Here is a 25,371-nt window from a genome sequence, read left to right as displayed (position 1 = left end):
TTGGAGAGGAAGTAGCGGCATGATTATTTTGGGAGTAGACCCGGGGACAGCCATCACTGGTTACGGGGTGGTGGAGTACCTGGGTAACCGTTTTCGCCCTCTGGCTTATAGCTGTATTCGCACCACCCCGGAGCTGGATTTGCCCCGGAGATTGCTGGTCATTCACCAGGAAATCACTGCTCTGATCCGGGAGTTCCAACCGGACCAGGTTGCTGTAGAGGAATTGTTTTTTAACCGCAATACCACTACTGCTCTGGCGGTAGGGCAAGCCCGGGGGGCGGTGCTGCTGGCCTGTGCCCAGGCGGAGCTGCCGGTTTTTGAATATACTCCCCTGCAGGTAAAGCAAGCAGTGGTAGGATACGGGCGGGCGGAAAAACAGCAGGTCCAGGCCATGGTGAAGGCTATTTTAAATTTGCCCGGTGTGCCCAAACCCGATGATGTGGCCGATGCTCTGGCCCTGGCTATCTGTCATGCTCATTCCAATTATTCGCTTCTGGGGAGGATGTCATGATTGCTTTTCTACGGGGGAAGCTGGTAGCCAACCAGCTGGACAGTTGCCTTTTGGATGTAAACGGCGTAGGATATAAAGTATATATTCATGCCCGGACAGCGGGGGCTCTGCCGGAAATCGGGGAAGAAGCATTATTGCATACCTCCCTGCAAGTTCGGGAAGAAGGCTGGTCCCTCTATGGTTTTACCAGAGCCGGGGAACGGGATTTGTTTGAGTTACTGCAAACTGTGGCAGGGATAGGACCGAAAGGGGCTCTGGCCTGTCTGGGGGTTTTAGGCCAGGATGGCCTCTGTCTCGCAGTAATGGAGGAAAATGTCAAGGCCCTAACTTCTGTACCGGGGATTGGTCCTAAAACAGCCAAAAGAATGGTGCTGGAGTTGAAAGATCGCTTGAAAAAGCTGATGGGAGAAGACCTGGCCCTGCCTGCTAATATGGAACTGCCGACAGGAAGAGAAGGGGAAATGGAAGCCACTGCTGATGCGATTCTGGCCTTAGAGGCCCTGGGCTATCAGCCGCAGGAAGCCCGGCAGGCGGTGGCGGCAGTGTTGACTGAAGAGCCCGGGGATCTGCCCATTGAGGAGATTCTGAAAAAAGCACTGGCTTATCTGGCAACCGGATAGGAGGCCTGAGGAATGGAAGAAAGACTGCTCTCACCTCAAATGGGGGAAGAGGCTGAATGGGATTTAAGTCTAAGGCCCCGCCGCCTGAAGGAATATATCGGCCAAACCAGGGTCAAGGAACACTTGCAAATTTTCATCGAAGCAGCCAGAGCCCGAAGGGAAGCTCTGGACCATGTGTTGCTTTATGGCCCTCCCGGCCTGGGTAAAACCACCCTGGCTACGGTGATTGCCAATGAAATGGGAGTGAATTTGCGCATTACTTCCGGGCCTGCCATTGAGCGTCCTGGAGATCTGGCGGCTTTGCTCACCAATTTGCAGGCCCGGGATATTCTGTTTATCGATGAGATTCATCGTCTCAGCCGCAGTGTGGAGGAAGTGCTTTATGCCGCCATGGAGGATTTTGCTCTGGATATTGTTATCGGCAAGGGTCCCAGTGCCCGTTCCCTGCGTCTGGATTTGCCGCCCTTTACCCTGGTAGGAGCGACTACACGAGCCGGGGCTTTAAGTGCCCCGTTGCGGGATCGGTTCGGGGTAATCTGCCGCCTGGATTACTATGAACAAGACGAACTGACCGCCATTGTGGTGCGGGCGGCCGGGATTTTGCAAATCCCCATTACCATTGAGGGAGCGCGGGAAATTGCTGGCCGTTGCCGGGGCACCCCCCGCATTGCCAACCGATTGTTGAAACGGGTACGGGACTATGCCCAGGTTAGAGCTCAGGGGAGGATTACCGGGGAGGTAGCGGCCCAGGCCCTGGATTTGCTGGCAGTGGATGAGCTGGGCCTGGACCAGACAGATCGCCGCTTGCTGGAAACCATTATTCTCAAATTTGGGGGCGGCCCGGTAGGGCTGGACACCCTGGCCGCTTCTACCGGGGAAGAGGCCACTACTATCGAAGATGTTTATGAACCTTTCCTGTTACAGCTGGGTTTCATCCAGCGCACCCCCAGGGGTCGCGTGGCCACCCAGCTGGCCTATCGCCATTTGGGAGTGGAGGTATAGGTATGGGTAAATGGCTGATGGGAACAGGTCTGTTTCTGGTGGGAGCGGGCCTGTTAATCTGGTTAATGGAGAAAATTCTGCCTGCTGGCCGTTTGCCAGGGGATATCTATATTCAGAAAGGGAATTTTACCTTTTACTTTCCTCTTGCTACCAGCATTGTGATCAGCATAATTCTTACTCTTTTGTTAAATTTGCTTTTTCGGCGTTAGTACCCCCGTAAAAAGAGGGGATAGAGCGAATCTATTTGATGAGGGGTGAAAGGCATGGGTCGAACCGAACCCCATATGGAGGTCCAGGAATCTCCCCGGCATCTGGAGCTGTTAGCCCAGGCGCAACGAGGAGAGCACGGGGCACGGGAGGAACTCATCCGCCAGTTTAAACCCTTCATTTTGCGAGTGCTTTCGCAAAGAAGCGGACGGTTTGTACAACAGGGCCAGGATGAGGAAATCAGTATCGGCTTAATGGCCTTTGATGAGGCCATTAACAGTTATGACCCCCAGAAGAGCGGTAGCTTTCTTGCCTTTGCTGAAACAGTAATTAAACGGCGGTTAATTGACTATTACCGCAAAGAACAGCGCGGGAATAAGGTAATCCCTCTGTCGGGTCTGGGCCAGGAAGAGGAAGATGGCCTGGTAGTAGCTGAACGCATGACCATGCACCAGGCGATGCTACAGCATCAGCTGGAACAGGAACGCCTGGAACGCCGGGAGGAGATTGTAGCCTACAGCAAGTTGCTGGCCCGCTTTCAGATCAGTTTCCGGGAACTGCCGGAAATTTGTCCCAAACACGCCGATGCCAGAGCCAATGCCCTGGCTGCTGCGCGGCAGGTGGCAGAGCGGCCGGAACTGCGTCAGCACCTGCTCAATCGGGGCGAATTGCCTTTGAAAGAGTTGACAGAGCTGGTAGAGGTCAGCCGCAAGACTCTGGAACGGCAACGCAAGTACATAATAGCCATCGCCCTCATTTTGATTTATGATTTTTCCTATCTGAAAGAATATGTGCAGTGAGGAAAGTGGTGACCTGCGATGAAAAAGAGCAAAGGCGTAGTGCTGGAAATCGAGGGTAAGCAGGCCATTGTCCTCGGCCCCGGTGGCGAATTCCGCACTATTCGCCTGCATAAACCGGTGGAGATTGGTGAGGAAATTGAATTAGGGCCAGAAAAAGTGGCAGTTTTCACCTCCTGGCGACACTGGCTGGGGGCGGTGGCAGCTGTCTTTCTGGTACTGGCTCTTCTGCCTTTCTGGCAGCAGTGGAATCAACCGAACCTGGGCCCTGTAGTTACTTACCTTTCTCTGGACATCAATCCCAGCTTTCAGCTGGGGCTGGATGACCAGAACCGGGTAGTGGAAGAACAAGGATTGAACCAGGAGGCTAAAGAGCTGCTGGCCAGTACGCCCATTCATGGTCTGGCGGCAGCAGAAGCGGTCAATCGCCTGACCAGGGCAGCAGAAGCGGCGGGATATTTGGGTAAAAGCGGTTCGCCCCAGATTATCCTGGCGGTGGCTTCCCGTCAGGGCGAGGCTAAGGCAGCCCAGATTGCAACTCTTTTAAGGCAGCAGACCAAACAGTTTCTGGAGCGCCAGCAACTGCAGGTGGCTCTGAAGACGGTGGTTACAGTGCCCCAGGCAGTACAGATTGCTGCCGGCCAGGGATTGTCCTTAGGTAAGCTGGCCCAGAATATTGAGGAAAAGAAAAACCGGCAGGAACAGGAAACGGTAAAACCTGCTACGACTGCTGTGGCTAAAGGCGAGAAGCAGCAAACGGTAAAATCCGAAGCCAGGGTGCAGACAGAGACTAAATCTGTTTCCAGGAACAGCACTAAACAGCAGGGGCAATCTACCAAAGAGCAAAAACCTGCGGTAACGGTAAAACCGGCCACAACTAATTCCGGTAAGCCGCAGACCAGCCAACCTGCACCTGCTAATCCGACCAAGCCGGCAGTCGCCCAGCCGGAGGATCAGGGGATTGTTTTCATTACTGAAATTGACCTTTCTCTAGGGGGAGAAGGGGGAACCGCTACTCCTTCCACTTCAGGAGAGACGCAAACACAGCAGCAGAAGACTGATAATAACTGAAAAAATACCTGTCTCAGGTCTATTATGCGCTTGGGACAGGTATTTTTCTTTTTTACCAGCAGGAACTTTCCCTTTTTCTGTCGAATTTTCTTTTTAAGAGAACGGGGGAGGAGAGAACAATGAAGAAAAAAATCGGGACCCTCATCCTCATCGTATTGATGCTGGGCTATCTGACTGCACCGGCCCCGATTCTGGCAGCGGCTCAGCCGATTATCAAGGTGGCCTTGAAAATTGATGCCAGCAGCTATTCTGACAAAATCTACGGCCCTTATCAAGTGGTGGATAACAAAACCGGGGCGGTAGTGGCTACAGTGAATAATAGTGATGGCGTACAGGTAGATGTCAGCCCGGATAATGGCGGGGACATCTATGTGTTAAATGGTGAGGGAGCGGTTACTACTCTGCCTGCTGATAGCACTGGACTTTATGGGGTAGGAGCTGGAGGCACTGTGCAGGCCTTGCCAAAGGACTACTTCATGGTGGATGCTCAGGCTAAGCCGAGGGCGGCCAAAGGCCTGGCCCTGACAGTAGATGGTACGCCTGCAGGTACCTTCGTGGGGCCCCTGGAGTTTCAGCGCCAGTCGACTCAGTTGAACAATCCGCCTTTAATCGGTTTTAATGGCAAAAGATATCGCGGCAATTTCCGCTTAATCCCCCGCTCAGAAACCGCATTTAATATCATCAATGTTTTACCGATGGAGGAATATCTCTACGGGGTGGTACCATCGGAAATGCCCACTTCCTGGCATATGGAAGCCCTGAAAGCTCAGGCGGTAGCGGCCCGCACCTATGCCCTGCGGCAGATCAAAGCTAATCCGCTGGCGGAATATAACGTTCTGCCTACTGATGCCAGCCAGGTTTATGGCGGGTATGACAAAGAAAGGGGCAGTAGCAGCAGTGCGGTGGATCAGACCCGGGGTGAGGTACTGGTCTATAATGGCCAGCCTATTGACGCTGTTTTCCATTCCAGCAATGGTGGTGCTACTGAAAACAGCGAGGAGGTATGGTCTTCGACAGTAGCTTACCTGCGGGGTAAAGTCGACCCCTTTGATTATAATGACTGGCATTATCGGAGTGACCCGAAAAATACTGTGACCTATGATAAGGCGGGTTTAATCACTCAACTTAATCTTAAAGGCTATAATTTTGGGGATGTTACTGACTTAATAGTGGACAAACTGACCACTGTAGGCCAGCGTATACAAATTTTGCGCATAACTGGTAAGGACAAAAATGGCAACCCGCTGGAAGTGATCCTCAAAAACGCCGACAGGGTTAGGACCACCTTTGGTTTAAAAGCCCGGGCCAAATCCATGACTCTGGTCAAGGACCCTGTAACCCAGGAGCTGCAATCCGTTACCTTTACCTCAGAAGGCTGGGGTCATGGACTGGGTATGTCCCAGTACGGGGCCAAGGGCCGGGCGGAAAACGGTCAGACCTATAAACAGATTCTGCAATTTTACTATACGGGTGCCCAGCTGGTGGGCGATTATAACCAGTCTCAGTAAGAAGGCAGTTATTCTGCCTTCTTTTTTCATTGATATTTTTCGACTTAATGGGTATAATCTACCATGTGTATATTAAAGGGATGAGGGGTTTAAATGCGTGTCAGTGATTTTGATTTTTTTCTACCGGAAGAATTGATTGCCCAGCAGCCAGTGGAACCGCGGGACCATTCGCGTCTTCTGGTGCTTTTTCGCCAGGAGAAGCGCCTGGAACATCGTTACTTTTATCAACTGCCGGAATACTTGCGGGCCGGGGATGTCCTGGTCGTCAATGAAACTCGCGTAATTCCGGCTCGCCTGTTTGGCGAAAAAAAGGGTACTGGTGCTCGAATTGAGGTAGTTTTACTGCACAGAATTGACAAGGATCGCTGGGAAGTATTGCTGAAACCCGGCAAAAGGGCACGACCGGGCACCTGGCTGCAATTTGGTGACGGTTTGCTGGAAGCCGAAGTGGAGGATGTTACTCCGGCAGGGGGCAGAATTCTGCGGTTTGTCTATCGGGGCGTCTGGGAGGAACTGCTGGACCGGCTGGGGGAAATGCCTTTACCTCCCTATATTCGGGAAAAGCTGCCAGACCGGGAGCGCTATCAAACAGTATACGCCCGGGAAGAGGGTTCAGCAGCGGCTCCTACTGCCGGCTTGCATTTTACGCCGCGCCTGCTGGCGGAATTGCAGGAGCGGGGAATAGAAATTGTCAAAGTCCTGCTCCATGTAGGCCTGGGTACTTTCCGTCCGGTAAAGGTGGAGAAGATTGAGGAACATCAGATGCATGCTGAATACTACCGCCTTTCTGCAGAAGCGGCTCAGGTTTTAAACCGGGCCAAAGCCGAAGGGAGGCGGGTAATTGCGGTAGGCACTACCTCCACCCGGGTGCTGGAAACAGCGGCAGTGGCTCCGGGACAGGTCCAGGCCGGGGAAGGCTGGACTGATATTTTTATCTATCCCGGTTATCAGTTTAAGATGATCGATGGCCTGATTACCAATTTCCATTTGCCCAAATCCACCTTATTAATGCTGGTAGCTGCCCTGGTAGGAAGGGAACGGATTCTGGCAGCTTATGAGGAGGCTGTAAGGGAAAGGTATCGCTTTTTCAGTTTTGGGGATGCCATGCTGATCATTTGAGGAGGATTAACATATGCCGGTACGTTATGAACTGATCAAGGAATGCAAGGAGACCAAAGCCCGGGTCGGACGCCTGCACACCCCCCATGGGGTAATTGATACCCCGGTTTTCATGCCGGTAGGCACTCAGGCAACTGTCAAAACCATGACGCCCGAGGAGCTCAAGGAAATTGGGGCCCAGATCATTCTAGCCAACACCTACCATCTCTATCTGCGCCCCGGCCACGAGTTAATTAAAGAAGCCGGGGGATTACACCGGTTTATGCACTGGGACCGCCCGATTCTGACCGACAGCGGGGGTTTTCAGGTTTTCAGTTTAGGACCTTTGCGTAATATAACAGAAGAGGGGGTGACTTTTAAAAGCCATCTGGATGGCAGTAGCCATTTTCTGAGCCCGGAAAAGGTGATGGAAATTGAAATGGCCCTGGGTTCCACCATTGCCATGGCCTTTGATGAATGCGCTCCTTATCCCAGCAGTTATGAATATGCCAGGGCAGCGATGGAGCGCACTACCCGCTGGGCCAAACGCTGTAAAGCCGCTCATCATAAAGAAGATCAGGCCCTGTTTGGGATAGTTCAGGGGGTTACCTATCGGGATTTGCGGGAACAAAGTGCGGCGGAGATTGTGGAAATTGATTTTCCCGGCTATGCCATTGGCGGATTATCGGTAGGAGAGCCTAAACCCTTGATGTATGAGGTGCTGGACTATACAGTACCCCTGTTGCCCAAGGACAAGCCCCGCTATCTGATGGGAGTAGGCTCACCCGATTGCTTACTGGAAGGGGTGGCCCTGGGAGTAGACATGTTTGATTGCGTATTGCCCACCCGAATTGCCAGAAATGGTACTTGCCTGACCAGTCGAGGCAAAGTGGTGATTCGCAATGCCGCCTATGCCCGGGATTTTTCACCCCTGGACCCTGAATGTGATTGCTATACTTGCCGCAATTACAGCCGGGCCTATTTGCGCCACCTCTTTAAGGCAGAAGAGGTTCTGGCCTTGCGGCTGGCCACCATTCATAACCTCTATTTCCTCCTGCGGCTGATGGAGGGAATCCGGCAGGCCATTCTGGAAGACAGGTTTGTGGAATTTAAACGCCAGTTTATGGCTAAATATGAAGGCGACTAGGAGGAATAACCGCAAGTGTAGCGAATTATATTGGACAACATGAAAAAAGGGAGGTAAAGTCATTGAATCAGGCTCAATTGATGAATATTGGTTCCCTGGTGCTGTTTTTTGTGCTTTTCTATTTTCTTTTAATCCGTCCCCAGCAAAAACAGGCCAAACAGAAGAAACAGCTGCTGGAAAGTTTGCAACCAAAGGATAAAGTGGTAACCATTGGCGGTATTTGTGGTACCATTATGCGGGTCAAGGAAAAAACCGTCATGCTGAAAGTGGCGGATAAAGTGGAGATTGAAATTCTCAAAAGCGCCATTGCCTATAAAGAAGGGGAAGAAAAGGAATAAAATGGAGAAACCCGGTTTCACTCGGAGCCGGGTTTTTGTTTTTGGTCTAACAAAAAATTTTAAAAAATTAGCAGGAAAATTCAGTCAAGCGTCTAATAATAAAAACAAGAGATTTTCAAAGAAATATTACGAAATCGGTAGATATTTTCATTAAACGACAAAATTCAAGGGGGATGAGAGAAGTGACTAAATATGACGAAGTGATGAACTGGTTTAAAGGCGGGTTTCGACGTCTGTTGACCTGGTTTCAGCCGGTTACCGGTCCTGGCGGCCAATACTGGACAGCAGAACGCGGGCGTAGACTGGTTTTAAAACACCCCCCTTCCAAGCGGTATTATATTCGGCATTCAAAATCCTGGCTGATCTGGCAGAGCTGGTGTTCAGGTACTGGGCTGTGGTTGAAGAAACTGGGCTTGTGGGAAGCTCTGGACCGGGAGGCTAGCAGAGCCTGGGATCTGTGGCTGGAAAGGAGGAATGGTAGTATTGGTAAGGCTGGAAGAAGTTTTCCAACCTAGACGCGGTGATGTGTTTCAGTTACCGCTAGGGGTTGAACAGACATTACCCCGGGGTTGTCATAGGGTGGTGGTGATTCAAGGGGAAATCGCCAATAAGTTCAGTCCCACCATCACTGTTATTCCTTTAAGTGCTAACAGTCGCCTGAAAAATATGCTTTTTTCCGCTCCTATCACCCCTGGTGGTCAAAATGGGCTCAACAAAGAATGTGTTGCTCTTTGCTTGCAGATACGCACCCTCAGTCGACGACATTTTACACCAGCTAATTTTCTTGGCAGCCTCAGTGAGGAGGATATGGCCAAAATTGATACTATTCTCGCCTTTACATTAGGGCTGAATCAAAAGGGAAAAACGGAAAAAATGCAAAAAACAGCGGAGTTCGGGGGATAAAAATAATATCCCCCTTTTTTTCTGGTATTTTCGGGCTTATTGCAGACAGGATTTTCTATTATAATCACGAATAACATAAGGGACAATCACTCACAATGGAGGGGAAGGCTAGTGCTGGAAGTTCGCATAGCGGTGCGCAAGCGGCCCAAATATGCGTCCCGGGAAAGCGGGGATAGTGTGGAAGTTGTCGAACGGGCCAAAGGTGGGCTATCGGTGATCATGGCTGATGGGCAGGGGAGTGGCTGGGCAGCCAAAGGTACCAGCAATCTGGTGGTGACCAAAGCCGTTACCCTCCTGTCCGAAGGAGTACGAGATGGCGCGGTGGCCCGGGCGGTTCATGACTTTTTATATGCTGTTAAACATGGTCGGGTTTCAGCGGAACTGACCTTAATTTCAGCAGATTTGCAAACCCGTTCTTTGCTGGTTTCCCGTAACAGCCATTGTCCGGTAGTGATCAGCGGCCCCGATGGAGGGCGGATTCTGGGCAGGGATGTCGCTCCCATTGGAGTACAGCGGACCATGAAACCGGAAATAACCGAGTTGCCGCTGGTAGCCGGGTTGATTGTACTGGCCTTCACTGATGGGGTGTGGGAGGCAGGCAAGCGTACCGGCCAGGGCTGGGATGGTGAGGATTTTCTTCATTTTTTACGGGGTTATGAGCCTGTTGATGCTTCTTTAATTGCCGAACATTTGCTTACCCAGATGGAAGAACTGGATCAGGGCCGGCCGGCCGATGATATGTCAGTAGTGGTATTGACTGTAGGGGAAGTTCCTGAAAAAGAATGGCGCACCCTGGATTTGTCCTTCCCCGTCCGATAGTGCCAGTAAGGAGGCGATAGGTATGGGAAAAGAGCGGCTGATCGTGGTGGCCGGGCCCTGTGGGGCAGGCAAGTCCACACTGGTACAGGGGCTGAAAGCCCGGGGCTATCATGCCCATACCGTAGCGCAGGAACATTCTATTAGCCCCACTATGTGGCAACTGACCAAGCCGGATGTGCTGATCTATCTTGATGCATCTCTGGCTGTCATAAAACAGCGACGCCAGGTAGCCTGGGGTGAAGAAAGGCTGAAAGAGCAAAAGCACCGGCTGAGACATGCCCGGGAAAACTGTGACCTGTACATAAATACCGATGCTATGACAGAGGAACAGGTTCTGGCAGTAGCATTGAGCTTTTTGGAGGAGGGGCAGCAGCGTGACAGTTAAGCTGGAAGATGTAAAAAAACATCCACTTGTCGATGCTTTTATCCGTAAAGGCAATGAGCACCTGGGTGTGCTGGGTTTTACTGAACATGGCTACCGGCATGTCCATCTGGTTTCGGCTATTGCCAGAAATATACTGGAACGTTTGGGATATGAGGAGCGCCTTTGTGAGCTGGCAGCTATCGCCGGCTATATTCATGATATTGGCAATGTAGTCAATCGCCATTACCATGCTGAACTGGCAGCTACTCTGGCTCTGCCCATTTTGCGGGAACTGGGTATGGAACCGGAGGAAATCGCTCTGGTGATTGCCGCTATCGGGAACCATGATGAACAACGAGGAATACCGGTTAATCCGGTGGCAGCGGCTGTTATCCTGGCGGACAAATCCGATGTGCACCGCAGCCGGGTACGCAATCAGGATTTTGCCACTTTTGATATCCATGACCGGGTAAACTATGCGGTAGAACACTCCTTTTTACGAGTAAATGCAGAAAACAAGACGATCAGTCTGGAATTGACCATTGATACTGAAATCTGTCCTGTTCTGGAATATTTCGAGATTTTCCTCACCCGCATGGTTTTATGTCGCCGTGCCGCCGATTTTCTCAAATGCCAATTTGAGTTGATTATCAATGGGGTGAAATTGCTGTAGAGAATTGACACTTTGTGCCATCAAGGACTATAATGGACAGGGAAACTTAGAATGAGGAGGATTATGAGCTAGCATGCGCAAGAAAAGCCTGATTACACTGGTAGTAACAGTCCTGCTGTTAAGTGCGGTCATGGCCGGCAGCTTTGGACTGATTACTAAGTACATCAACCTGGGTTTGGATTTGCAGGGTGGCGTCCATGTGGTGCTACAGGCTAAGGCTACCAAGGAAACTGCTGTGACTCAGGATGCTATTGCCCGGACGATTGAGGTTTTACACCGGCGGGTCAATGAAACCGGGGTCAGGGAACCGGTAATCCAGCCAGAAGGTCGGGACCGGATTATCGTAGAACTGGCTGGATTAAAAGATCCGGAGGAAGCCATTCGCCTGATCGGTAAAACTGCTGTTTTGCGCTTTAAAACTGCTGACGGGAAAACAGTTTTGACCGGAGAAGACCTGAAAACTGCGCAAACAGGGATTGACCCCTATACTAACCAGCCTGAAATCAGCTTAACCTTTACTTCTGAGGGAGCCAGGAAATTTGCTGAGATTACTACCAAAAATGTGGGCAAGCCCATTGCCATCTATCTGGACGAGCAGTTGCTGACCAATCCGGTCGTAAAGGAGCCCATTACCAATGGGCAGGCCCGCATTACCGGTAATCGTACTGTGGAAGAAGCTGAGAATATTGCCAAACTCCTGCGGGCCGGAGCGCTGCCACTGGATCTGGAATTTGTCGAAAAACGGGTAGTAGGGCCCACTCTGGGGGCGGATTCTCTCAATAAATCCATACTGGCCGGGGAAATTGGCCTGGTGGCTATTCTGGTCTTTATGATTCTGTTCTATCGTCTACCGGGGCTGGTGGCGGATTTTGCCCTGGTGGTCTATGCCTTCCTGGTATTAGGATTGCTGGCAGCTCTCAATGCTACCCTGACTCTGCCGGGTATTGCCGGTTTCCTCCTTTCGCTGGGTATGGCGGTGGATACCAATATTATCATTTATGAACGCATTAAGGAGGAACTGCGGGCGGGCAAAACCGTCCGGACGGCCATTGAGGCCGGATTTAATCGGGCCTTTACCACCGTTCTGGATGCCAATGTTACTACTTTGATTGCTGCTGCTGTCCTCTATTTCCTGGGCACAGCTTCCATTCGCGGGTTTGCGGTCACCCTGGCCCTGGGGATTGTGGCCAGTATGTTTACCGCTATTTCTTTCACCCGCTGGATGTTGCGGCTGATTGCCGATGCCGGAGTTAAGAACAGCAAACTATTCGGGGCTTAGGAGGTGCAGTAGCGTGCGCGTGCATTTTGTCAAAACTCGCCTGGTCTGGTATATCATTTCATTGCTGATTATCGTTCCAGGTCTGGTTTCCCTGGTCTGGCAGGGATTGAATCTGGGGATAGATTTTACCGGCGGGACTTTGCTGGAACTGGAATACAAGCAAGTGCCGGCCATTGAACAGGTCAGAGCAGCTCTGAAGGAAAAAGGTCTGGGCAATGCCGGGATTCAGGCTGCCGAAGGGAATCGGATTCTGATTCGGACAGTAGCTTTAGCGGAAAAGGATCGAGATGAGGTGCTAAAGGCTATCCGGGAAAAGACCGGTGACTTTAACCTGCGCCGGGAAGACAAGGTAGGGCCGGTGATCGGTAAGGAATTGCTGCGCAATGCCCTGCTGGCCCTTGGGATTGCGATTGTGTTGATGATCATTTATATCAGCTGGCGCTTTGAATTCTGGTCTGGACTCAGTGCCATTGCTGCCCTGCTCCATGATGTGCTGGTGGTAATTGGGGTATTTTCCCTGTTGCAGCTGGAAGTGGATAGTGCCTTTGTAGCAGCGATTTTGACTATCATCGGTTATAGTATAAATGATACTATCGTCATTTTTGACCGAATTCGGGAAAATCTCTTGAAACGCCGCAAGGATCAGGAAGTAGGGGATGTAATCAATTCCAGTATTTATCAGACCTTTGGCCGGACCATCAATACCGTTCTGACTGTGGTATTCGTGCTGGTGGCTATGCTGATCTTTGGTGGGGAAACCATATACAATTTTGTTCTGGCCATGTTGATTGGGGTTTTAAGTGGGACATACTCCTCCATCTGTACGGCCAGCCCCCTCTGGTTTGATCTGCGCCGCTTTGCTAAAAAAGCATAGCTTGCATAAGAGGGTTGAAAGCATGTAAAATAATAGTGAGCCTATATGGCTGCGGGCCTGGCACAGCGGGCATCCGCGGCTTTTATTTTGCAATATCGGAGGGGATATTATGGCCGGTGGAGCCGGATTAGCCAAATTACAGGCTGCCCGACTTTCGGTTTTGTCCAATAGTTTGCTGGTGCTGGCAAAACTGGCAGTTGGACTTTGGATGGGATCGGTAGCCGTTATTTCAGAAGCCATTCACAGTGGTTTGGACCTGGCGGCAGCTGGGATCGCCTACTTTTCCATTAAAAAAGCCAATAAACCCCCGGATGAACAGCATCCCTATGGACATGGCAAGCTGGAAAATGTCTCCGGGACTATTGAAGCGGTCCTGATTTTTGCCGCTGCTCTGTATATAATCTATGAAGCTGTACTCCGACTGTTCCGGGGGGGTGAGGTGGAAAAGCTGGGGCTGGGAGCGCTGGTTATGGCCTTTTCGGCAGGAGTAAACTGGCTGATATCAGCCCATTTATTCAAGGTGGCGCGGGAGACCGATTCCGTTGCCCTGGCAGCGGATGCCTGGCATCTGCGTACTGATGTTTATACTTCCGCCGGGGTGTTGCTCGGTCTGGGGCTGATGGCTGTAACGGGTTGGGCCTGGCTGGATGCTGTGGTCGCGATTATCGTCGCCCTGCTGATTTTGAAAGCGGCCTGGGATCTGACTAAAGAAGCCTTTGTGGATATTATTGATACGCGCTTACCGGAAGAGGAGGAGCACAAAATCATTGAGATTCTGGAAAAACACCGGGACTATTACCTGGAGTACCACCAGCTGCGCAGCCGCAAAGCTGGCTCAGAGCGGTTTGTGGATTTGCATCTGGTAGTGCCTCAGAGCTGGTCTATTAGCCGGGTGCATGAAATTACCGACCATCTGGAACAGCGGATTCAGGAGGTATTGCCCAATACCCATGCCGTTATCCATGTGGAGCCCTGTACCCACGGCTCTACCCGCTGTTTTGATTGTGATGACTGTGAGCTGGAAGGGAGACAAGATTGAGATAAAGGTGGGGAGAGTGTGCATAAACGCTGGCGTCTTGCCCGGCCCGATCCTGACCGGGCCCGAATTCTGGCTCAGCAGCTGGGGATCTCCCCTTTGCTGGCCGGAATCCTGCTGAACCGGGGCATAACTGATCTAACCTCAGCTCACCTGTTCTTGCGTGGGAGTATTGCCGATCTGGGCAATCCGCTGGAATTACCTGATCTGGAAAAGGCCCTGGAGATTTTGCAACAGGCTTTACAGAGACAGGAGAAAATCACCATTTACGGTGACTATGATGCCGACGGTGTAACAGCAACCGCTTTGCTCTATCTGGCTTTAAAGCCTCTGGCCGGGGAGAGGGTAGACTACTATTTGCCCAACCGGTTTACGGAAGGATATGGGTTGAATCTGGCAGCGGTGGAACAGCTGGCGCAAAAGGGCACCAGGCTGCTGATCACAGTGGACTGCGGGATAGCCTCTTTCCAGGAGGTAGTACGGGCCAGGGAACTGGGAATGAAAGTGATCGTTACCGATCACCATGAATTACAGGGGGAGCTACCGCCAGCAGAAGCGGTGGTCAATCCCAAACGACCGGATAATCATTATCCCTGGCCGGATTTATGCGGTGCGGGGATTGCTTTCAAACTAGCACAGGCCTTGCTGGGGGAAAAGGCTCTGGCCTTGCTGGATTTGGCCGCTATCGGTACTGTAGCTGATCTGGTTCCTTTGCACGGAGAGAATCGGTTGCTGGTAAAAGCCGGTCTGGAACGCATGCGTCACTCGCCCCGGCCGGGGTTGGTGGCTCTCTGCCAGGTGGCAGGGATTGAGCCAGTGGGACTTACAGCTCAACAGCTGGCCTTTCAGATTGGGCCGCGGCTCAATGCAGCCGGGCGCCTTAGTTCGGCGGAGATGGCGGTGCGTTTATTGATAACAGAAAAGGGAAGTGAAGCGCTGGAAATGGCCAGTCTGCTGGACCGGACCAACCGGGAACGGCAGCAGATTGAAAACCAGATTGTCCAGGCTGCCTGCCGCCTGGTAGAAGAGGAGGGTTGCCTGGCCAGGGACAGGGTACTGGTGCTGGCTCAAACGGACTGGCATCATGGAGTACTGGGAATAGCTGCCTCCCGGCTGGTGGAAAGATATTATCGCCCCACACTGTTACTGGGATTAGAGGGAGATGAAGCCAAAGGCTCGGGGCGCAGCATTCCCGGATTTAACCTGTTTTCAGCTTTGAGCCAGTGCCGGGATTTGCTGACAAAATTTGGCGGACACCCGATGGCTGCTGGTCTAAGCCTGAACCGGAATCAGATCCCCCGCTTGCGGGAACAGCTGAATGAACTGGCCAATACCTGGCTAACGGAAATGGACCTGGTGCCTGACTTGCTTGTTGAAGGGGAAGTGGCCTGGGGACAGGTGACGGAGGAGCTGGTACAGGAACTGGCTCAGTTAGAACCCTATGGCTATGGTAACCCTATCCCGGTCCTGGCTTTGCGCAAAGGGCGAGTACTGGAGGTCCGGGCCATCGGGCGAGAAGGCAGTCATCTGCGTTTGTGGTTAGAAGGGACAGGCGCAAAGCGACAACAGGCAGTAGCCTGGCAACTGGGCCATATGGTAAGGGAAATTGCCGCTGGCAGTGGCTGCCTGGACATTGCTTTTGTGCCTGATATAAATGAATGGAATGGGCAGCGGCTGGTCCAGGCCCAGGTTAAGGATCTGAAAAATAGCTGGCGGGGAGACAACCCCTATCAAAGCTCTCCCTTCTGGCAGCCGGTGCTTCCTTCATTAGGAGGACAGGGGAACTGGCAGGTGAATGACCAGCGTCAGTGTGCCGATCGGCCAGCCTTTTTGGCTAACTTGCCGGAGGGGAGGGGGCCCTGGCTGGTGTATGTTACTGACCCGGCGAAAGGGGAGTTTTTGCAGCAGTTGCTTCGGAATCGCTCCCTGGAAGATATCGGTTTTGTGTCCCGGCCGGACCAGCGATTACAGGGAAAGGATTGGGCTGGTGTACTCTTTTATGATCCGCCTGCTACGCCGGAATTGGCTCTCTGGTTGGCCAGTCTGGTCCCGGGGCGGCCGCTCTGGCTCCTTTATGGCACCAGGGAGCTGGAGGAACTGAGCAGACTGGCAGAGGAACACTGGCCTGACCGGGAACGACTGGCCAATTACTACCGGGAGACGCCGGAATTTTATTCTGATCTGGCTCCTGCACCTGGCTGGCAAATGGCCTGGCGGATTTTTGCCGAACTGGACCTGGTGGAGTTACGGCGCGAGGGCCTGTACTGGCAGCTGCGCAAAAAACCCCTGCCTGCCCGCAAAAAAGATCTGACTGCATCGCCTTTGTATCTTGAGTGTCAACAGCGGCGACAGGAGCTGGATTGCTGGTTGCAAAAACTGAGGTCCTGGCATTATAATGATTTTGAAAACTGGCTGAAGGAGGCACTAAAGTGAATTTTAAAGATAAAATTCGCATCATTCCTGATTTCCCTAAACCGGGTATTCGTTTTAAGGACATTACTACTCTGCTCAGAGATGGACAGGCCCTAAGGGCTGCAGTTCAGGAAATCGCCAACCGTTTCCGGGATGAAAAAATCGATCTGGTAGTAGGCCCGGAGGCCCGCGGCTTTGTTATCGGCACCCCGGTAGCCTATGAACTGGGCTGTGGATTCGTTCCTTTACGTAAACCCGGCAAATTGCCGGCTGAAACTGCGAAAATGGAATACGGGCTGGAATATGGTAAAGATGCCCTGGAAATCCATCTGGATGCCATTCAGCCAGGTCAAAGAATTTTACTGGTTGATGACCTGCTGGCCACCGGTGGTACTACCCGGGCAGCGGTGGAACTGGTGGAAAAACTGGGAGGGCAGGTAGTAGGGCTGGCCTTCCTGATTGAACTTACTTATCTGGAAGGGCGCAAACAACTGGGGGATAAAGAGGTTTTTTCCCTGGTCCAGTACTAAATGCAGAGTAACTGCCAGGAAAGGAGGGGATGGGAGATGGCGGATAAAACCAAATGCTGGCAGGACCTGGTGCGGAAAATCCGCAATTTTAACCCCCAGGCCGATTTGAGTCTGGTGGAAAAAGCTTATCAAAAAGCGGCGGCAGCCCATGCTGGCCAGGTACGACAGTCAGGGGAACCCTACATTTCCCATCCCCTGGCAGTAGCCTATATCCTGGCCCAGCTTGAATTGGATCTGGTAACCATAGCGGCTGCTTTATTGCATGATGTGGTAGAAGACACCGAGGTGACCCTGGAGGAGATCCGGCAGGAATTCGGGGATGAAGTGGCTTTGCTGGTAGATGGAGTGACCAAGCTGAGCCGGATTGAGTACCGCTCCAAGGAGGAACAACAGGCGGAAAACTGGCGCAAAATGTTGCTGGCTATGGCCAGAGACATTCGGGTAATTCTGATTAAACTGGCTGACCGCCTTCACAACATGCGCACTCTCAAGTTTCAATCACCCCGCAAGCAAAAGGAAATCGCTGCCGAAACCCTGGATATTTATGCTCCCCTGGCCAACCGCCTGGGGATTTTCCGCATCAAATGGGAACTGGAGGACCTTTCTCTTCGCTACCTGGAACCGGAGATGTACTACGAACTGGTGGAGCGGATAGCCAAAAAGCGGACTGAACGGGAAGCCCTGATCAATCAGGTAATAAAGGAATTGTCGGAACGACTGGCGGCAGTGGGGATTGGGGCTGAAATTTCCGGGCGGCCCAAGCATTTTTATTCGATCTATAAGAAAATGTGGCAACAACAGAAGGATCTGTCTGAAATCTATGACCTGATTGCTGTGCGGGTAATTGTGGATAATGTCAAGGACTGTTATGGCACCCTGGGGATTGTCCATACCCTCTGGACGCCGGTGCCGGGCCGTTTCAAAGACTATATTGCCATGCCCAAGCAGAATATGTACCAGTCCTTGCATACCACAGTGATTGGGCCCAATGGTGAACCCCTGGAAGTGCAAATTCGCACCTGGGAAATGCACCGTACTGCCGAATACGGGATTGCGGCCCACTGGCGTTATAAGGAGGGCATCAAGGAACCGGGAGAACTGGATGAGAAGCTGACCTGGCTGCGGCAGATTCTGGAGTGGCAACGGGAGCTGGGGGATGCCAAGGAGTTTATTGAAAACCTTAAAATTGACCTTTTTGATGAATCGGTTTTTGTTTTTACTCCCAAAGGGGATGTAATAGAACTGCCTGCCGGTTCGATACCCATTGATTTTGCTTATCGCATTCATACCGATGTGGGGCATCGCTGTGTAGGGGCCAAGGTCAATGGCAAGATTGTCCCCCTGGATTATAAGTTAAAAAACGGGGATATTGTGGAAATCATTACCAGTAGGCAGGCAGCTCCCAGCCGGGACTGGTTGCAGCTGGTGCAGACTCCCCAGGCCAAAAACCGGATCAAACAATGGTTTAAGCGGGAGAAAAGGGAAGAGAATATCCTGCGCGGCCGGGAGCTGCTGGAAAAAGAGGCCCGCAAAGCGGGGCTGGAACTGGAGGATATTAAACAGGAGAGAATACAGGAGATTTGCCGCAAGTTTACCGTCAGCTCGCCAGAGGATTTGCTGGCTGCGGTTGGGGATGGCACTTTTACGGCTGTCCAGGTTTTGAACAAAATCAAGGAACTCAAGGAGGAGCGGGAAAAAGCCCAGCGCCCCAAAACCGCAGCCAGTGAATTGCAGGAGGCCCAGGATGTGGTGAGGCCCTGGAAAGGGGGAGGCCGGGCCAACCAGGGCATCATGGTATTGGGAATGGACAACCTGCTGGTGCGCCTGGCCCGCTGCTGTAGCCCTGTACCCGGCGATCCCATCGTAGGCTATGTGACCCGGGGTAAAGGGGTATCGGTTCATCGGGCTGACTGTCATAATGTGGTTAATTTTCAGGAGACGGAAAAAGAACGAATTATTGAAGTTACCTGGGAACAGGGATATACTGATAATTACCAGGTCAAACTGGAAATAGCAGCCATGGATCGGGCCGGACTGTTGTCTGATGTCATGGCAGTGCTATCGGATCTGAAGATTTCGGCCAATTCCGTTTCAGCCCGCAGCCTGCGCAATAACCAGGCAGCCATTGAGCTGGTCCTGGAGGTCAAGGGGCTGGAACAGCTAAATTATATCATCAATCGCATTCGCAAGGTGCGGGATGTTTATGAGATTCGGCGGACCGCACCAGGGGCATAGGAGGAAGAGGGATGAGGGCAGTAGTGCAACGGGCTCGTTACGGTCGAGTAACAGTAGCCGGTCAAGTTATTGGGGAAATCGGACCTGGTTTGGTGGTGTTATTAGGAGTAGGGCAGGACGATGGGGAGGAAGATGCCAGCTATCTGGCAGAGAAAATTGCCCATCTCCGCATTTTTCCCGACCAGGAGGGTAAACTCAACCTGTCGGTAAAGGATAGCGGTGGAGAGGTATTGCTGGTGTCCCAGTTCACCCTTTATGGCGACTGCCGCAAAGGACGGCGGCCCAGTTTTACTGAAGCGGCGCCACCGGAACAGGCTCTGGCCCTTTATGAGCGGGTAAGGGTTTTGCTGGAAGAACAGGGGTTATCAGTGGTTACCGGCCAGTTCCAGGCCGAAATGCTGGTAGAGCTGGCCAATGACGGCCCGGTGACCATGTTGCTGGACAGTAAACGCATATTTTAAAAAAGCAGATAGGAAATGCCGGCAAATTTTTTGCCGGCATTATTTCGTGGCTACAGTGGATTCCAATATTGCTCGGAGCCAGGCATTAGCTTCTGCGTTTATTGTGGCAGTCGTGCGGTTTCCCTTGATATTGGCGCGACAAAAAGGACAATACTGCCAGCGCAGTTTTACTTTTTTTAGACAATGCGGGCAGCGGGTAAGTACTGGCTGATGTTTACAAAAAGGGCAGTAGTTCCATTCTTCTCTGACAGGCTTCCCGCATTTTTCACATGTATCAATTGAACCAGCCAAAACGATTCACCTCTGAAAAAAATATTCTGATGTTATCATAAAATACAAAGCAAGTAAATGTCAAAAGCGAAACCAATCGATTTATCAGAATAAATGTCGAATAATGGGAAATAAACCAGAATATGTTGATAGGTTTACTTGGATTAGGTATAATTACCTTAGCTAAACTAAACTTAAGGGGTGGATGCGATGAAGAATTATTTAACCGTGGGTGCAGATTTGGGTAATGATGCATTTAAAATTATTGGGCCTACAAAAAGGGAATTTTGTATATTAAATATATCGGCTCCCTGGCATGCCAGAAGAGTTGTAAATGATGATACTCGTAACCCGTTAAATCTCCTGGAAGTAGAAATCTTGAGCTCCGGGCAAAATCTGGGCAGATATTTCGTCGGAAAAATGGCCTATAATTTTAACAGAGGTATCATAAAAGAGAGGACTGTTGCTGACCGGCATAAGGGCAAGGCCAAAGATTTGCAAACTAGAATTGTCCTCTTGACTGCGATTGCAGTTTCGCTGCTGAAACCCAACTGTAAGCAGATAAAAGAAGAAATAATTCTCGGCACAATGCTACCAACCGAGGAATATTTTGCTAATCAACAGGATAATATTAATATTTTGCGTAATTCCTTGCTTGGAACTCATAAAGTTAAATTCTTAAATCCGATATTTAATGGAGTGGAAGTGGAATTTGATATATTGGAAGTGGATATTCAGCCCGAAGGTCTCTGTGCTTTAAATGCACTGATGTATGATGAAGAAGGAGAAATTATACAGCAAGTGGCAAGCCGTTTTGGGGAAAAGATGATTTTGGGGCTAGATATCGGCTCATTAACCTCTGACGTAACTGTGCTGGACAATCTGGAACCGCGTACTTTTTTTGGGATTGACCGTGGGACCATTGATCCCGCAAACCGAATTTTAGACTACATAAAAACTGAATATAAAGTGAGTATACCAAGGCATAAAGTAGATAGTGTTATTATTGGTGACGGAAATTTACTATGTTATGGCAAAGAAATACCTGAATTCAATCAGATATGTCGGCAGTACATAGAACAGGAAGGTAGACAATTGATAGAAGAGTTTATTTCCAAGGCGACAGCTGCAGGCATCCAGTTGCCGGATATTTCCGGACTAATTTTATATGGTGGTGGTTCGCTGTTATATAAAGATATTATCAAGGAATTATTGGAGCCCGTGCCTTTGCTATTTGCCGAAAACCCCATTATGCTTAATGCTTTAGGTGCCTGGAAGAATGCCAGAATACTGAGTAAACGTTTTGTTAAGAATTCCGATAGTGTAGAAAAAGAAGAATTTAGTCTACTGTCTTTGAGGTAATTAAAGATAATTACGCCCTCAACCTGTACCGAAAGAAGGGGTTGAGGGCTTTTGTTTTTTATTCTTTAACTTTTAGATTGAGCATCATGCCGAGATCTTCATGTTCGAGATTATGGCAATGAAACAGGTAAACCTGATCTCCGGTGAAATCATGGGTGAAGTCGATGGCTATCCTTACTGTTTCCCCTGGCCAAATTAAAACCGTATCTTTCCAACCCAGGTCCATAGCGGTTCGACCACTTTGGTCAATAGCAAGATCCTGTACTTGTTTCGGGCTATTCAAACGCTGCAGAACTTGAAACATAAAACCATGCAAATGCATCGGATGAGGCATGCTTTTTTTATCATTAGCAATTTCCCATATTTCTTTGCTGTGTTTCTTAACAATTACAGGAAACTGCGATATATTAAAAGTTTGACCATTAATTTGCCACTGTTTACCTGTAAATGATAACCTGAATTTTCTGGTCAATGAATCCTTAATATTAATTGGTTTTAGGCTAGATAAGTTTTGGGGAATTTTAAACGTTTTTTCTGTTTCCCGGTTGATGACAATTTTGAGTATATTAATTTCTTCTCCTGCTTTTAATGAATCATGTTGCATACCCATATTATCCATGTTTTCTGCATCTTCATTGTCCATAGGGTCGAAGGCCAGGCTTTTAAAAAACAATTCCTCACCGGTATTGAATGAGGTGAAATCAACCAGTATGTCAGCTCTTTCCCCTGGAGAGATAAAAAATTTATTAATTTTGTATGGTTTATCAAGAAGACCACCATCAGTTCCTATTAAGTAGATAGGGATAAAATCCCTTCGCTGTTCACTATGCAACGATAAACAATAGATTCTGGCATTAGAACCATTTAATATCCTGAAACGATAAAATTTTTTGGCTACTTTGAGGAGCGGATTTAAAGTTAAGTTTACCAGAACCTTGTTTCCATGAAAACCCATTATTTTTTCCATATCATCAGGGTTATATAGTATGTTACCTGCTTGGTCAAAACGCTTATCCTGGATTACCAGAGGTATGTCGTTTTTTCCCAGTTCCAATTCCAGAGATTGACGCAGCTGCAGTTCCTCTTCATCTTCAACCAGTAGAATTCCCGCTAATCCTTTATATGCCTGTTTTGCAGTAAGGTTTTCTGGATGAGGGTGATACCAGTATGTACCACCACGATTTTTCACTTTAAATTTATACTCATACCTTTCACCAGGTTTAATAGCATAAGCAGGATGACCATCCATTTTATCTTCCACCATTAAACCATGCCAGTGAATTATAGTATCTTCGGATAGACCGTTCTCCAGGGTGACCCTGAGTTCCTGGCCTTTTTGCACCAATATTGTTGGGTTAATTAGAGTTTTTTCCTGGTGTTTTATTTTATATACATTTAATAAAGATTCTTTCTCATTGACGATTTTTAATTTCGCTGTACCTGCTTCTATTTTAAAAGTTTCAGAATCGGGTTTATAAAGAGCTAGAGGTCCAGCGGTGTCAGGAACAATCAAAGGGGTGACAAAACTTTTCGGTGTTTTGGTTGAGTGAATGGTACAGCCTTCAAGGATAGCTCCGATTCCTCCTGTGAGCAAAGAAAATCCTGCAAAGCCGGAATATCTTAAAAAATCGCGCCTGTTTATCCTGTGCATAGCATTACCTCCTTTTGACATCATTTTACATGTCGAATGTGGAGATTCTGTGTAGAGAAAGTGACTTAGTTCGCAAATTTTTCACGGTTTTTACATAAAATCTACACAAATTTGTTGTTGAATATTATCGTAGAAAGAAATTAGCTACACTAAAATAATTGAAACTACGACAGGAGGTGATAAATTTGGCGTTTCCCAAGAAAATCCTGGTAGTAGATGACGAGAAAAAAATTGTTGAGGTTATTACCTCTTACCTGCAAAAAGGAGGTTATAAGGTAGATTGTGCCTTTGATGGGAGCCAGGCGTTGAAGAGGTTTCAATTATTTAATCCCGACTTGATTATTTTGGATTTAATGTTGCCTGATATCAGTGGTGAAAAAGTTTGTATGGAGATAAGAAAGAAATCCGGGGTTCCCATTATTATGCTAACTGCTAAAAGTCAGGTAGAATCCAGAATCAATGGCTTGGAATTAGGGGCAGACGATTATATTGTCAAACCTTTCAGCCCCCAGGAATTAATGGCCCGGGTGAGAGCAATATTAAGAAGGACAGATGACTCTGAGCAGATAAAGTCAGATAAATTGACTTTTGCCAATGGCTATTTAGAAATTGATACAATTACCCATGAAGTTAAAGTGGAGGGGAAACATATAAATTTAACTCCCAGTGAATACAAGATTTTGATAACCATGTGTAAAAACCCGCAACGGGTTTTTAGCCGGGATGAATTGGTAATCAGGGTTTTCGGTTATGATTACACCGGTAATGAACGTGCTATTGATACTCATATCAAAAATCTTCGACAGAAAATTGAAAAGGACAGCAAACACCCTCAGTTTATTTTAACAGTGCATGGCTTTGGTTATAAATTCGGAGGAGGAGGCTGATAATTCTGCGTTTGCGCTGGTTGATGCTGTTAACCCATGGTGCATTGGCGGTAGTGACAATTTTTCTGGTTACCCTTGCCACGCACATGCTGATCAACGAGCATTTTTTAAATTATATCCATGAACTGCAGAGTGAGGAACATCTTAAAATTGTAAAAGAATTTACCGAATTTTACAAGGATGGTAAATGGAATCGGGAGCAAATCAGCAAATCAGGTCAGGAAATGTTGGCGAAAGGTTATTTAATAACTCTAACAGATAGCCAGGGTCAGACCCTGTGGTCACCGCAACAGATTGATCCACAAACATACCGGCAGACGCTGGAACAGATCCAGGCACGGGCAGGGGTATATTTTAAAACTGTCAAGCCTTCGTTGATTACTAAAGAATATCCGCTTAAAGGCCCGGATAATTTGTCCATTGGGAAATTAACAATTAGTTATTATGATACTTATTTTTTAAATGAACATGACATCCTTTTCTTAAATTCATTGAATAAATCGTTGCTAGTAATAGCTGGAATTTCTTTTTTGATGGTTTTATTGTTCAGTACCCGAATTTCTGAAACAATGGGCCGTCAATTAGGGGCAATAGTAGAAGCGGCTAAAGAGATAGCGTCAAGACGGCAAAGTTTTCGCGATAAATTGATCGATACTAAAATCAGTGAAATAAAAGAATTGGCCTATGCAATAAAACAACTGGAAGAGGATTTGCGAGAACAGGAGGAAAGCAATAAGCGATTAACTGCAGATATAGCCCATGAGCTGCGAACACCTTTAGCAACCTTGCAAAGTCATCTAGAGGCTTTAATAGAGGGGATTTGGGAGCCAACCAGAGAACGGTTAATCAGCTGTCATGAGGAAATTTTAAGAATGACCAGTCTGGTAAATGATCTGGAAAAACTTAATAAATACGATACCGGACAAATAGAACTCAATAAAGTTAAGTTTGATTTGTCAAGTTTGGTAAATAACATTATAACTAATTTTCAACGGGATTTCTATAAAAAAAAGATTGCCCTGACTTTCAGCGGGCAGCCGTGTGAAATCATTGCTGACCGGGAAAAAATTGGGCAAGTTGTTGTTAACTTATTAACCAATAGTTTGAAATATACTCCGGAAGGTGGTGAGGTTTTTATTAATGTGTTTCAACGGGGCGGCTTGAGCCACATCGTTGTAAATGACAACGGTATAGGTATTGCTAAAAAATGCTTTTTGCGATGTACCCTTTTTCAGAATGAAAATTGCTAAAAATATTATAAATAAATTTTTTTAAACATTATCATTCAGTTGTTTAGCAAGGATAACGGTATCTCT

At 49.0% G+C, this 25,371-nt stretch carries 27 protein-coding genes; 25 read left to right on the top strand and 2 right to left on the bottom strand.

The window, feature by feature from the left end:
* Positions 1-19 precede the first annotated feature (19 nt).
* From ruvC to dtd, 22 genes are all read left to right on the top strand, one after another.
* Positions 20-511: a crossover junction endodeoxyribonuclease RuvC gene (ruvC, locus tag ULO1_RS09350; protein ID WP_079907851.1), complete on the top strand. Its 492-nt coding sequence runs from the start codon at positions 20-22 to the stop codon at positions 509-511.
* Positions 508-1,131, top strand: a complete 624-nt coding sequence (ruvA, locus tag ULO1_RS09345) for a Holliday junction branch migration protein RuvA (protein WP_079933442.1) — start codon at positions 508-510, stop codon at positions 1,129-1,131. Before ruvC ends, ruvA begins: the two co-directional genes overlap by 4 nt.
* Before the next feature lie 12 nt (positions 1,132-1,143).
* Entirely contained in the window at positions 1,144-2,133 is a 990-nt protein-coding gene (gene ruvB / locus ULO1_RS09340; RefSeq protein WP_079907847.1) for a Holliday junction branch migration DNA helicase RuvB, read from the top strand.
* A 2-nt stretch (positions 2,134-2,135) separates the two neighbouring features.
* Positions 2,136-2,342 (top strand): DUF2905 domain-containing protein, encoded by a 207-nt coding sequence (locus tag ULO1_RS09335; RefSeq protein ID WP_079907846.1) that lies wholly within the window; start codon positions 2,136-2,138, stop codon positions 2,340-2,342.
* Between the two features lie 54 nt (positions 2,343-2,396).
* Positions 2,397-3,140, top strand: coding sequence for an RNA polymerase sigma factor SigI (gene sigI / locus ULO1_RS09330; protein ID WP_079933441.1), 744 nt, complete (start codon positions 2,397-2,399; stop codon positions 3,138-3,140).
* 18 nt (positions 3,141-3,158) lie between these two features.
* Positions 3,159-4,208 (top strand): anti-sigma factor domain-containing protein, encoded by a 1,050-nt coding sequence (locus tag ULO1_RS09325; protein WP_079907843.1) that lies wholly within the window; start codon positions 3,159-3,161, stop codon positions 4,206-4,208.
* Positions 4,209-4,327: 119 nt separating this feature from the next.
* Positions 4,328-5,716, top strand: coding sequence for a SpoIID/LytB domain-containing protein (locus ULO1_RS09320; protein WP_078665361.1), 1,389 nt, complete (start codon positions 4,328-4,330; stop codon positions 5,714-5,716).
* A gap of 93 nt (positions 5,717-5,809) precedes the next feature.
* Positions 5,810-6,835, top strand: coding sequence for a tRNA preQ1(34) S-adenosylmethionine ribosyltransferase-isomerase QueA (gene queA, locus ULO1_RS09315; RefSeq protein ID WP_078665360.1), 1,026 nt, complete (start codon positions 5,810-5,812; stop codon positions 6,833-6,835).
* Between the two features lie 13 nt (positions 6,836-6,848).
* A complete protein-coding gene (gene tgt / locus ULO1_RS09310) occupies positions 6,849-7,961 on the top strand; it encodes a tRNA guanosine(34) transglycosylase Tgt (RefSeq protein ID WP_079907839.1) in 1,113 nt (370 codons plus the stop codon).
* A 62-nt stretch (positions 7,962-8,023) separates the two neighbouring features.
* Complete coding sequence (gene yajC / locus ULO1_RS09305; RefSeq protein WP_242946678.1) at positions 8,024-8,299, top strand: preprotein translocase subunit YajC; 276 nt, start codon at positions 8,024-8,026, stop codon at positions 8,297-8,299.
* A 182-nt stretch (positions 8,300-8,481) separates the two neighbouring features.
* A complete protein-coding gene (locus ULO1_RS09300) occupies positions 8,482-8,814 on the top strand; it encodes a hypothetical protein (RefSeq protein ID WP_078665358.1) in 333 nt (110 codons plus the stop codon).
* Positions 8,774-9,202 carry a type II toxin-antitoxin system PemK/MazF family toxin gene (locus ULO1_RS09295; RefSeq protein ID WP_079907838.1) on the top strand — a complete coding sequence of 143 codons (429 nt, stop codon included), beginning with the start codon at positions 8,774-8,776 and terminating at the stop codon, positions 9,200-9,202. The genes ULO1_RS09300 and ULO1_RS09295 overlap by 41 nt, the downstream gene beginning before the upstream one ends.
* Before the next feature lie 111 nt (positions 9,203-9,313).
* Positions 9,314-10,021: a PP2C family protein-serine/threonine phosphatase gene (locus tag ULO1_RS09290; protein ID WP_200803475.1), complete on the top strand. Its 708-nt coding sequence runs from the start codon at positions 9,314-9,316 to the stop codon at positions 10,019-10,021.
* A gap of 22 nt (positions 10,022-10,043) precedes the next feature.
* The gene (locus ULO1_RS09285; RefSeq protein ID WP_078665356.1) at positions 10,044-10,406 is read left to right on the top strand and encodes a hypothetical protein; all 363 of its coding nucleotides are present in this window, start codon (positions 10,044-10,046) and stop codon (positions 10,404-10,406) included.
* Positions 10,396-11,058, top strand: a complete 663-nt coding sequence (locus ULO1_RS09280) for an HD domain-containing protein (protein ID WP_078665355.1) — start codon at positions 10,396-10,398, stop codon at positions 11,056-11,058. Before ULO1_RS09285 ends, ULO1_RS09280 begins: the two co-directional genes overlap by 11 nt.
* A gap of 73 nt (positions 11,059-11,131) precedes the next feature.
* Complete coding sequence (secD, locus tag ULO1_RS09275; RefSeq protein WP_079933440.1) at positions 11,132-12,337, top strand: protein translocase subunit SecD; 1,206 nt, start codon at positions 11,132-11,134, stop codon at positions 12,335-12,337.
* 13 nt (positions 12,338-12,350) lie between these two features.
* Positions 12,351-13,211, top strand: a complete 861-nt coding sequence (gene secF / locus ULO1_RS09270; RefSeq protein WP_376738160.1) for a protein translocase subunit SecF — start codon at positions 12,351-12,353, stop codon at positions 13,209-13,211.
* Positions 13,212-13,320: 109 nt separating this feature from the next.
* A complete protein-coding gene (locus ULO1_RS09265) occupies positions 13,321-14,250 on the top strand; it encodes a cation diffusion facilitator family transporter (protein WP_078665352.1) in 930 nt (309 codons plus the stop codon).
* 18 nt (positions 14,251-14,268) lie between these two features.
* Positions 14,269-16,680 carry a single-stranded-DNA-specific exonuclease RecJ gene (recJ, locus tag ULO1_RS09260; RefSeq protein ID WP_079933438.1) on the top strand — a complete coding sequence of 804 codons (2,412 nt, stop codon included), beginning with the start codon at positions 14,269-14,271 and terminating at the stop codon, positions 16,678-16,680.
* The gene (locus ULO1_RS09255) at positions 16,677-17,189 is read left to right on the top strand and encodes an adenine phosphoribosyltransferase (RefSeq protein ID WP_078665350.1); all 513 of its coding nucleotides are present in this window, start codon (positions 16,677-16,679) and stop codon (positions 17,187-17,189) included. The genes recJ and ULO1_RS09255 overlap by 4 nt, the downstream gene beginning before the upstream one ends.
* Before the next feature lie 36 nt (positions 17,190-17,225).
* Positions 17,226-19,424, top strand: a complete 2,199-nt coding sequence (locus ULO1_RS09250) for a bifunctional (p)ppGpp synthetase/guanosine-3',5'-bis(diphosphate) 3'-pyrophosphohydrolase (protein WP_079907831.1) — start codon at positions 17,226-17,228, stop codon at positions 19,422-19,424.
* 11 nt (positions 19,425-19,435) lie between these two features.
* Positions 19,436-19,885, top strand: coding sequence for a D-aminoacyl-tRNA deacylase (dtd, locus tag ULO1_RS09245; protein WP_079933437.1), 450 nt, complete (start codon positions 19,436-19,438; stop codon positions 19,883-19,885).
* Between the two features lie 39 nt (positions 19,886-19,924).
* On the opposite strand, the gene ULO1_RS15430 is transcribed toward dtd, so the two are convergent.
* Positions 19,925-20,176, bottom strand: a complete 252-nt coding sequence (locus ULO1_RS15430) for a zinc ribbon domain-containing protein (protein WP_159071950.1) — start codon at positions 20,174-20,176, stop codon at positions 19,925-19,927.
* A gap of 189 nt (positions 20,177-20,365) precedes the next feature.
* On the opposite strand from ULO1_RS15430, the gene ULO1_RS09235 reads away from it, so the two are divergent.
* Positions 20,366-21,517 carry a ParM/StbA family protein gene (locus ULO1_RS09235; RefSeq protein WP_079907827.1) on the top strand — a complete coding sequence of 384 codons (1,152 nt, stop codon included), beginning with the start codon at positions 20,366-20,368 and terminating at the stop codon, positions 21,515-21,517.
* A 58-nt stretch (positions 21,518-21,575) separates the two neighbouring features.
* Here the strand turns inward: ULO1_RS09235 and ULO1_RS09230 are convergent, their stop codons facing one another.
* Positions 21,576-23,168: a multicopper oxidase family protein gene (locus ULO1_RS09230; protein WP_159446872.1), complete on the bottom strand. Its 1,593-nt coding sequence runs from the start codon at positions 23,166-23,168 to the stop codon at positions 21,576-21,578.
* A 185-nt stretch (positions 23,169-23,353) separates the two neighbouring features.
* Between ULO1_RS09230 and ULO1_RS09225 the strand changes: the two genes are divergently transcribed.
* Together ULO1_RS09225 and ULO1_RS09220 are read left to right on the top strand one after the other, a co-directional pair.
* Positions 23,354-24,055: a response regulator transcription factor gene (locus tag ULO1_RS09225; protein WP_174183001.1), complete on the top strand. Its 702-nt coding sequence runs from the start codon at positions 23,354-23,356 to the stop codon at positions 24,053-24,055.
* Between the two features lie 11 nt (positions 24,056-24,066).
* Positions 24,067-25,305, top strand: a complete 1,239-nt coding sequence (locus ULO1_RS09220) for a cell wall metabolism sensor histidine kinase WalK (RefSeq protein WP_143325442.1) — start codon at positions 24,067-24,069, stop codon at positions 25,303-25,305.
* Positions 25,306-25,371 lie beyond the last annotated feature (66 nt).

It is taken from the genome of Carboxydocella sp. ULO1 (genome assembly GCF_002049255.1).
Classification (GTDB): domain Bacteria; phylum Bacillota.
Note: the sequence above shows the minus strand (reverse complement) of the source record. Positions and strands in the feature narration are given on the sequence as shown.

Bases quoted from the DNA above. Each gene is read 5' to 3' on its own strand.
- ruvC (WP_079907851.1), top strand. From the start codon at position 20: ATGATTATTTTGGGAGTAGACCCGGGGACAGCCATCACTGGTTACGGG.
- ruvA (WP_079933442.1), top strand. From the start codon at position 508: ATGATTGCTTTTCTACGGGGGAAGCTGGTAGCCAACCAGCTGGACAGT.
- ruvB (WP_079907847.1), top strand. From the start codon at position 1,144: ATGGAAGAAAGACTGCTCTCACCTCAAATGGGGGAAGAGGCTGAATGG.
- ULO1_RS09335 (WP_079907846.1), top strand. From the start codon at position 2,136: ATGGGTAAATGGCTGATGGGAACAGGTCTGTTTCTGGTGGGAGCGGGC.
- sigI (WP_079933441.1), top strand. From the start codon at position 2,397: ATGGGTCGAACCGAACCCCATATGGAGGTCCAGGAATCTCCCCGGCAT.
- ULO1_RS09325 (WP_079907843.1), top strand. From the start codon at position 3,159: ATGAAAAAGAGCAAAGGCGTAGTGCTGGAAATCGAGGGTAAGCAGGCC.
- ULO1_RS09320 (WP_078665361.1), top strand. From the start codon at position 4,328: ATGAAGAAAAAAATCGGGACCCTCATCCTCATCGTATTGATGCTGGGC.
- queA (WP_078665360.1), top strand. From the start codon at position 5,810: ATGCGTGTCAGTGATTTTGATTTTTTTCTACCGGAAGAATTGATTGCC.
- tgt (WP_079907839.1), top strand. From the start codon at position 6,849: ATGCCGGTACGTTATGAACTGATCAAGGAATGCAAGGAGACCAAAGCC.
- ULO1_RS09295 (WP_079907838.1), top strand. From the start codon at position 8,774: ATGGTAGTATTGGTAAGGCTGGAAGAAGTTTTCCAACCTAGACGCGGT.
- ULO1_RS09285 (WP_078665356.1), top strand. From the start codon at position 10,044: ATGGGAAAAGAGCGGCTGATCGTGGTGGCCGGGCCCTGTGGGGCAGGC.
- secD (WP_079933440.1), top strand. From the start codon at position 11,132: ATGCGCAAGAAAAGCCTGATTACACTGGTAGTAACAGTCCTGCTGTTA.
- ULO1_RS09265 (WP_078665352.1), top strand. From the start codon at position 13,321: ATGGCCGGTGGAGCCGGATTAGCCAAATTACAGGCTGCCCGACTTTCG.
- ULO1_RS09250 (WP_079907831.1), top strand. From the start codon at position 17,226: ATGGCGGATAAAACCAAATGCTGGCAGGACCTGGTGCGGAAAATCCGC.
- dtd (WP_079933437.1), top strand. From the start codon at position 19,436: ATGAGGGCAGTAGTGCAACGGGCTCGTTACGGTCGAGTAACAGTAGCC.
- ULO1_RS09235 (WP_079907827.1), top strand. From the start codon at position 20,366: ATGAAGAATTATTTAACCGTGGGTGCAGATTTGGGTAATGATGCATTT.
- ULO1_RS09230 (WP_159446872.1), bottom strand. From the start codon at position 23,168: ATGCACAGGATAAACAGGCGCGATTTTTTAAGATATTCCGGCTTTGCA.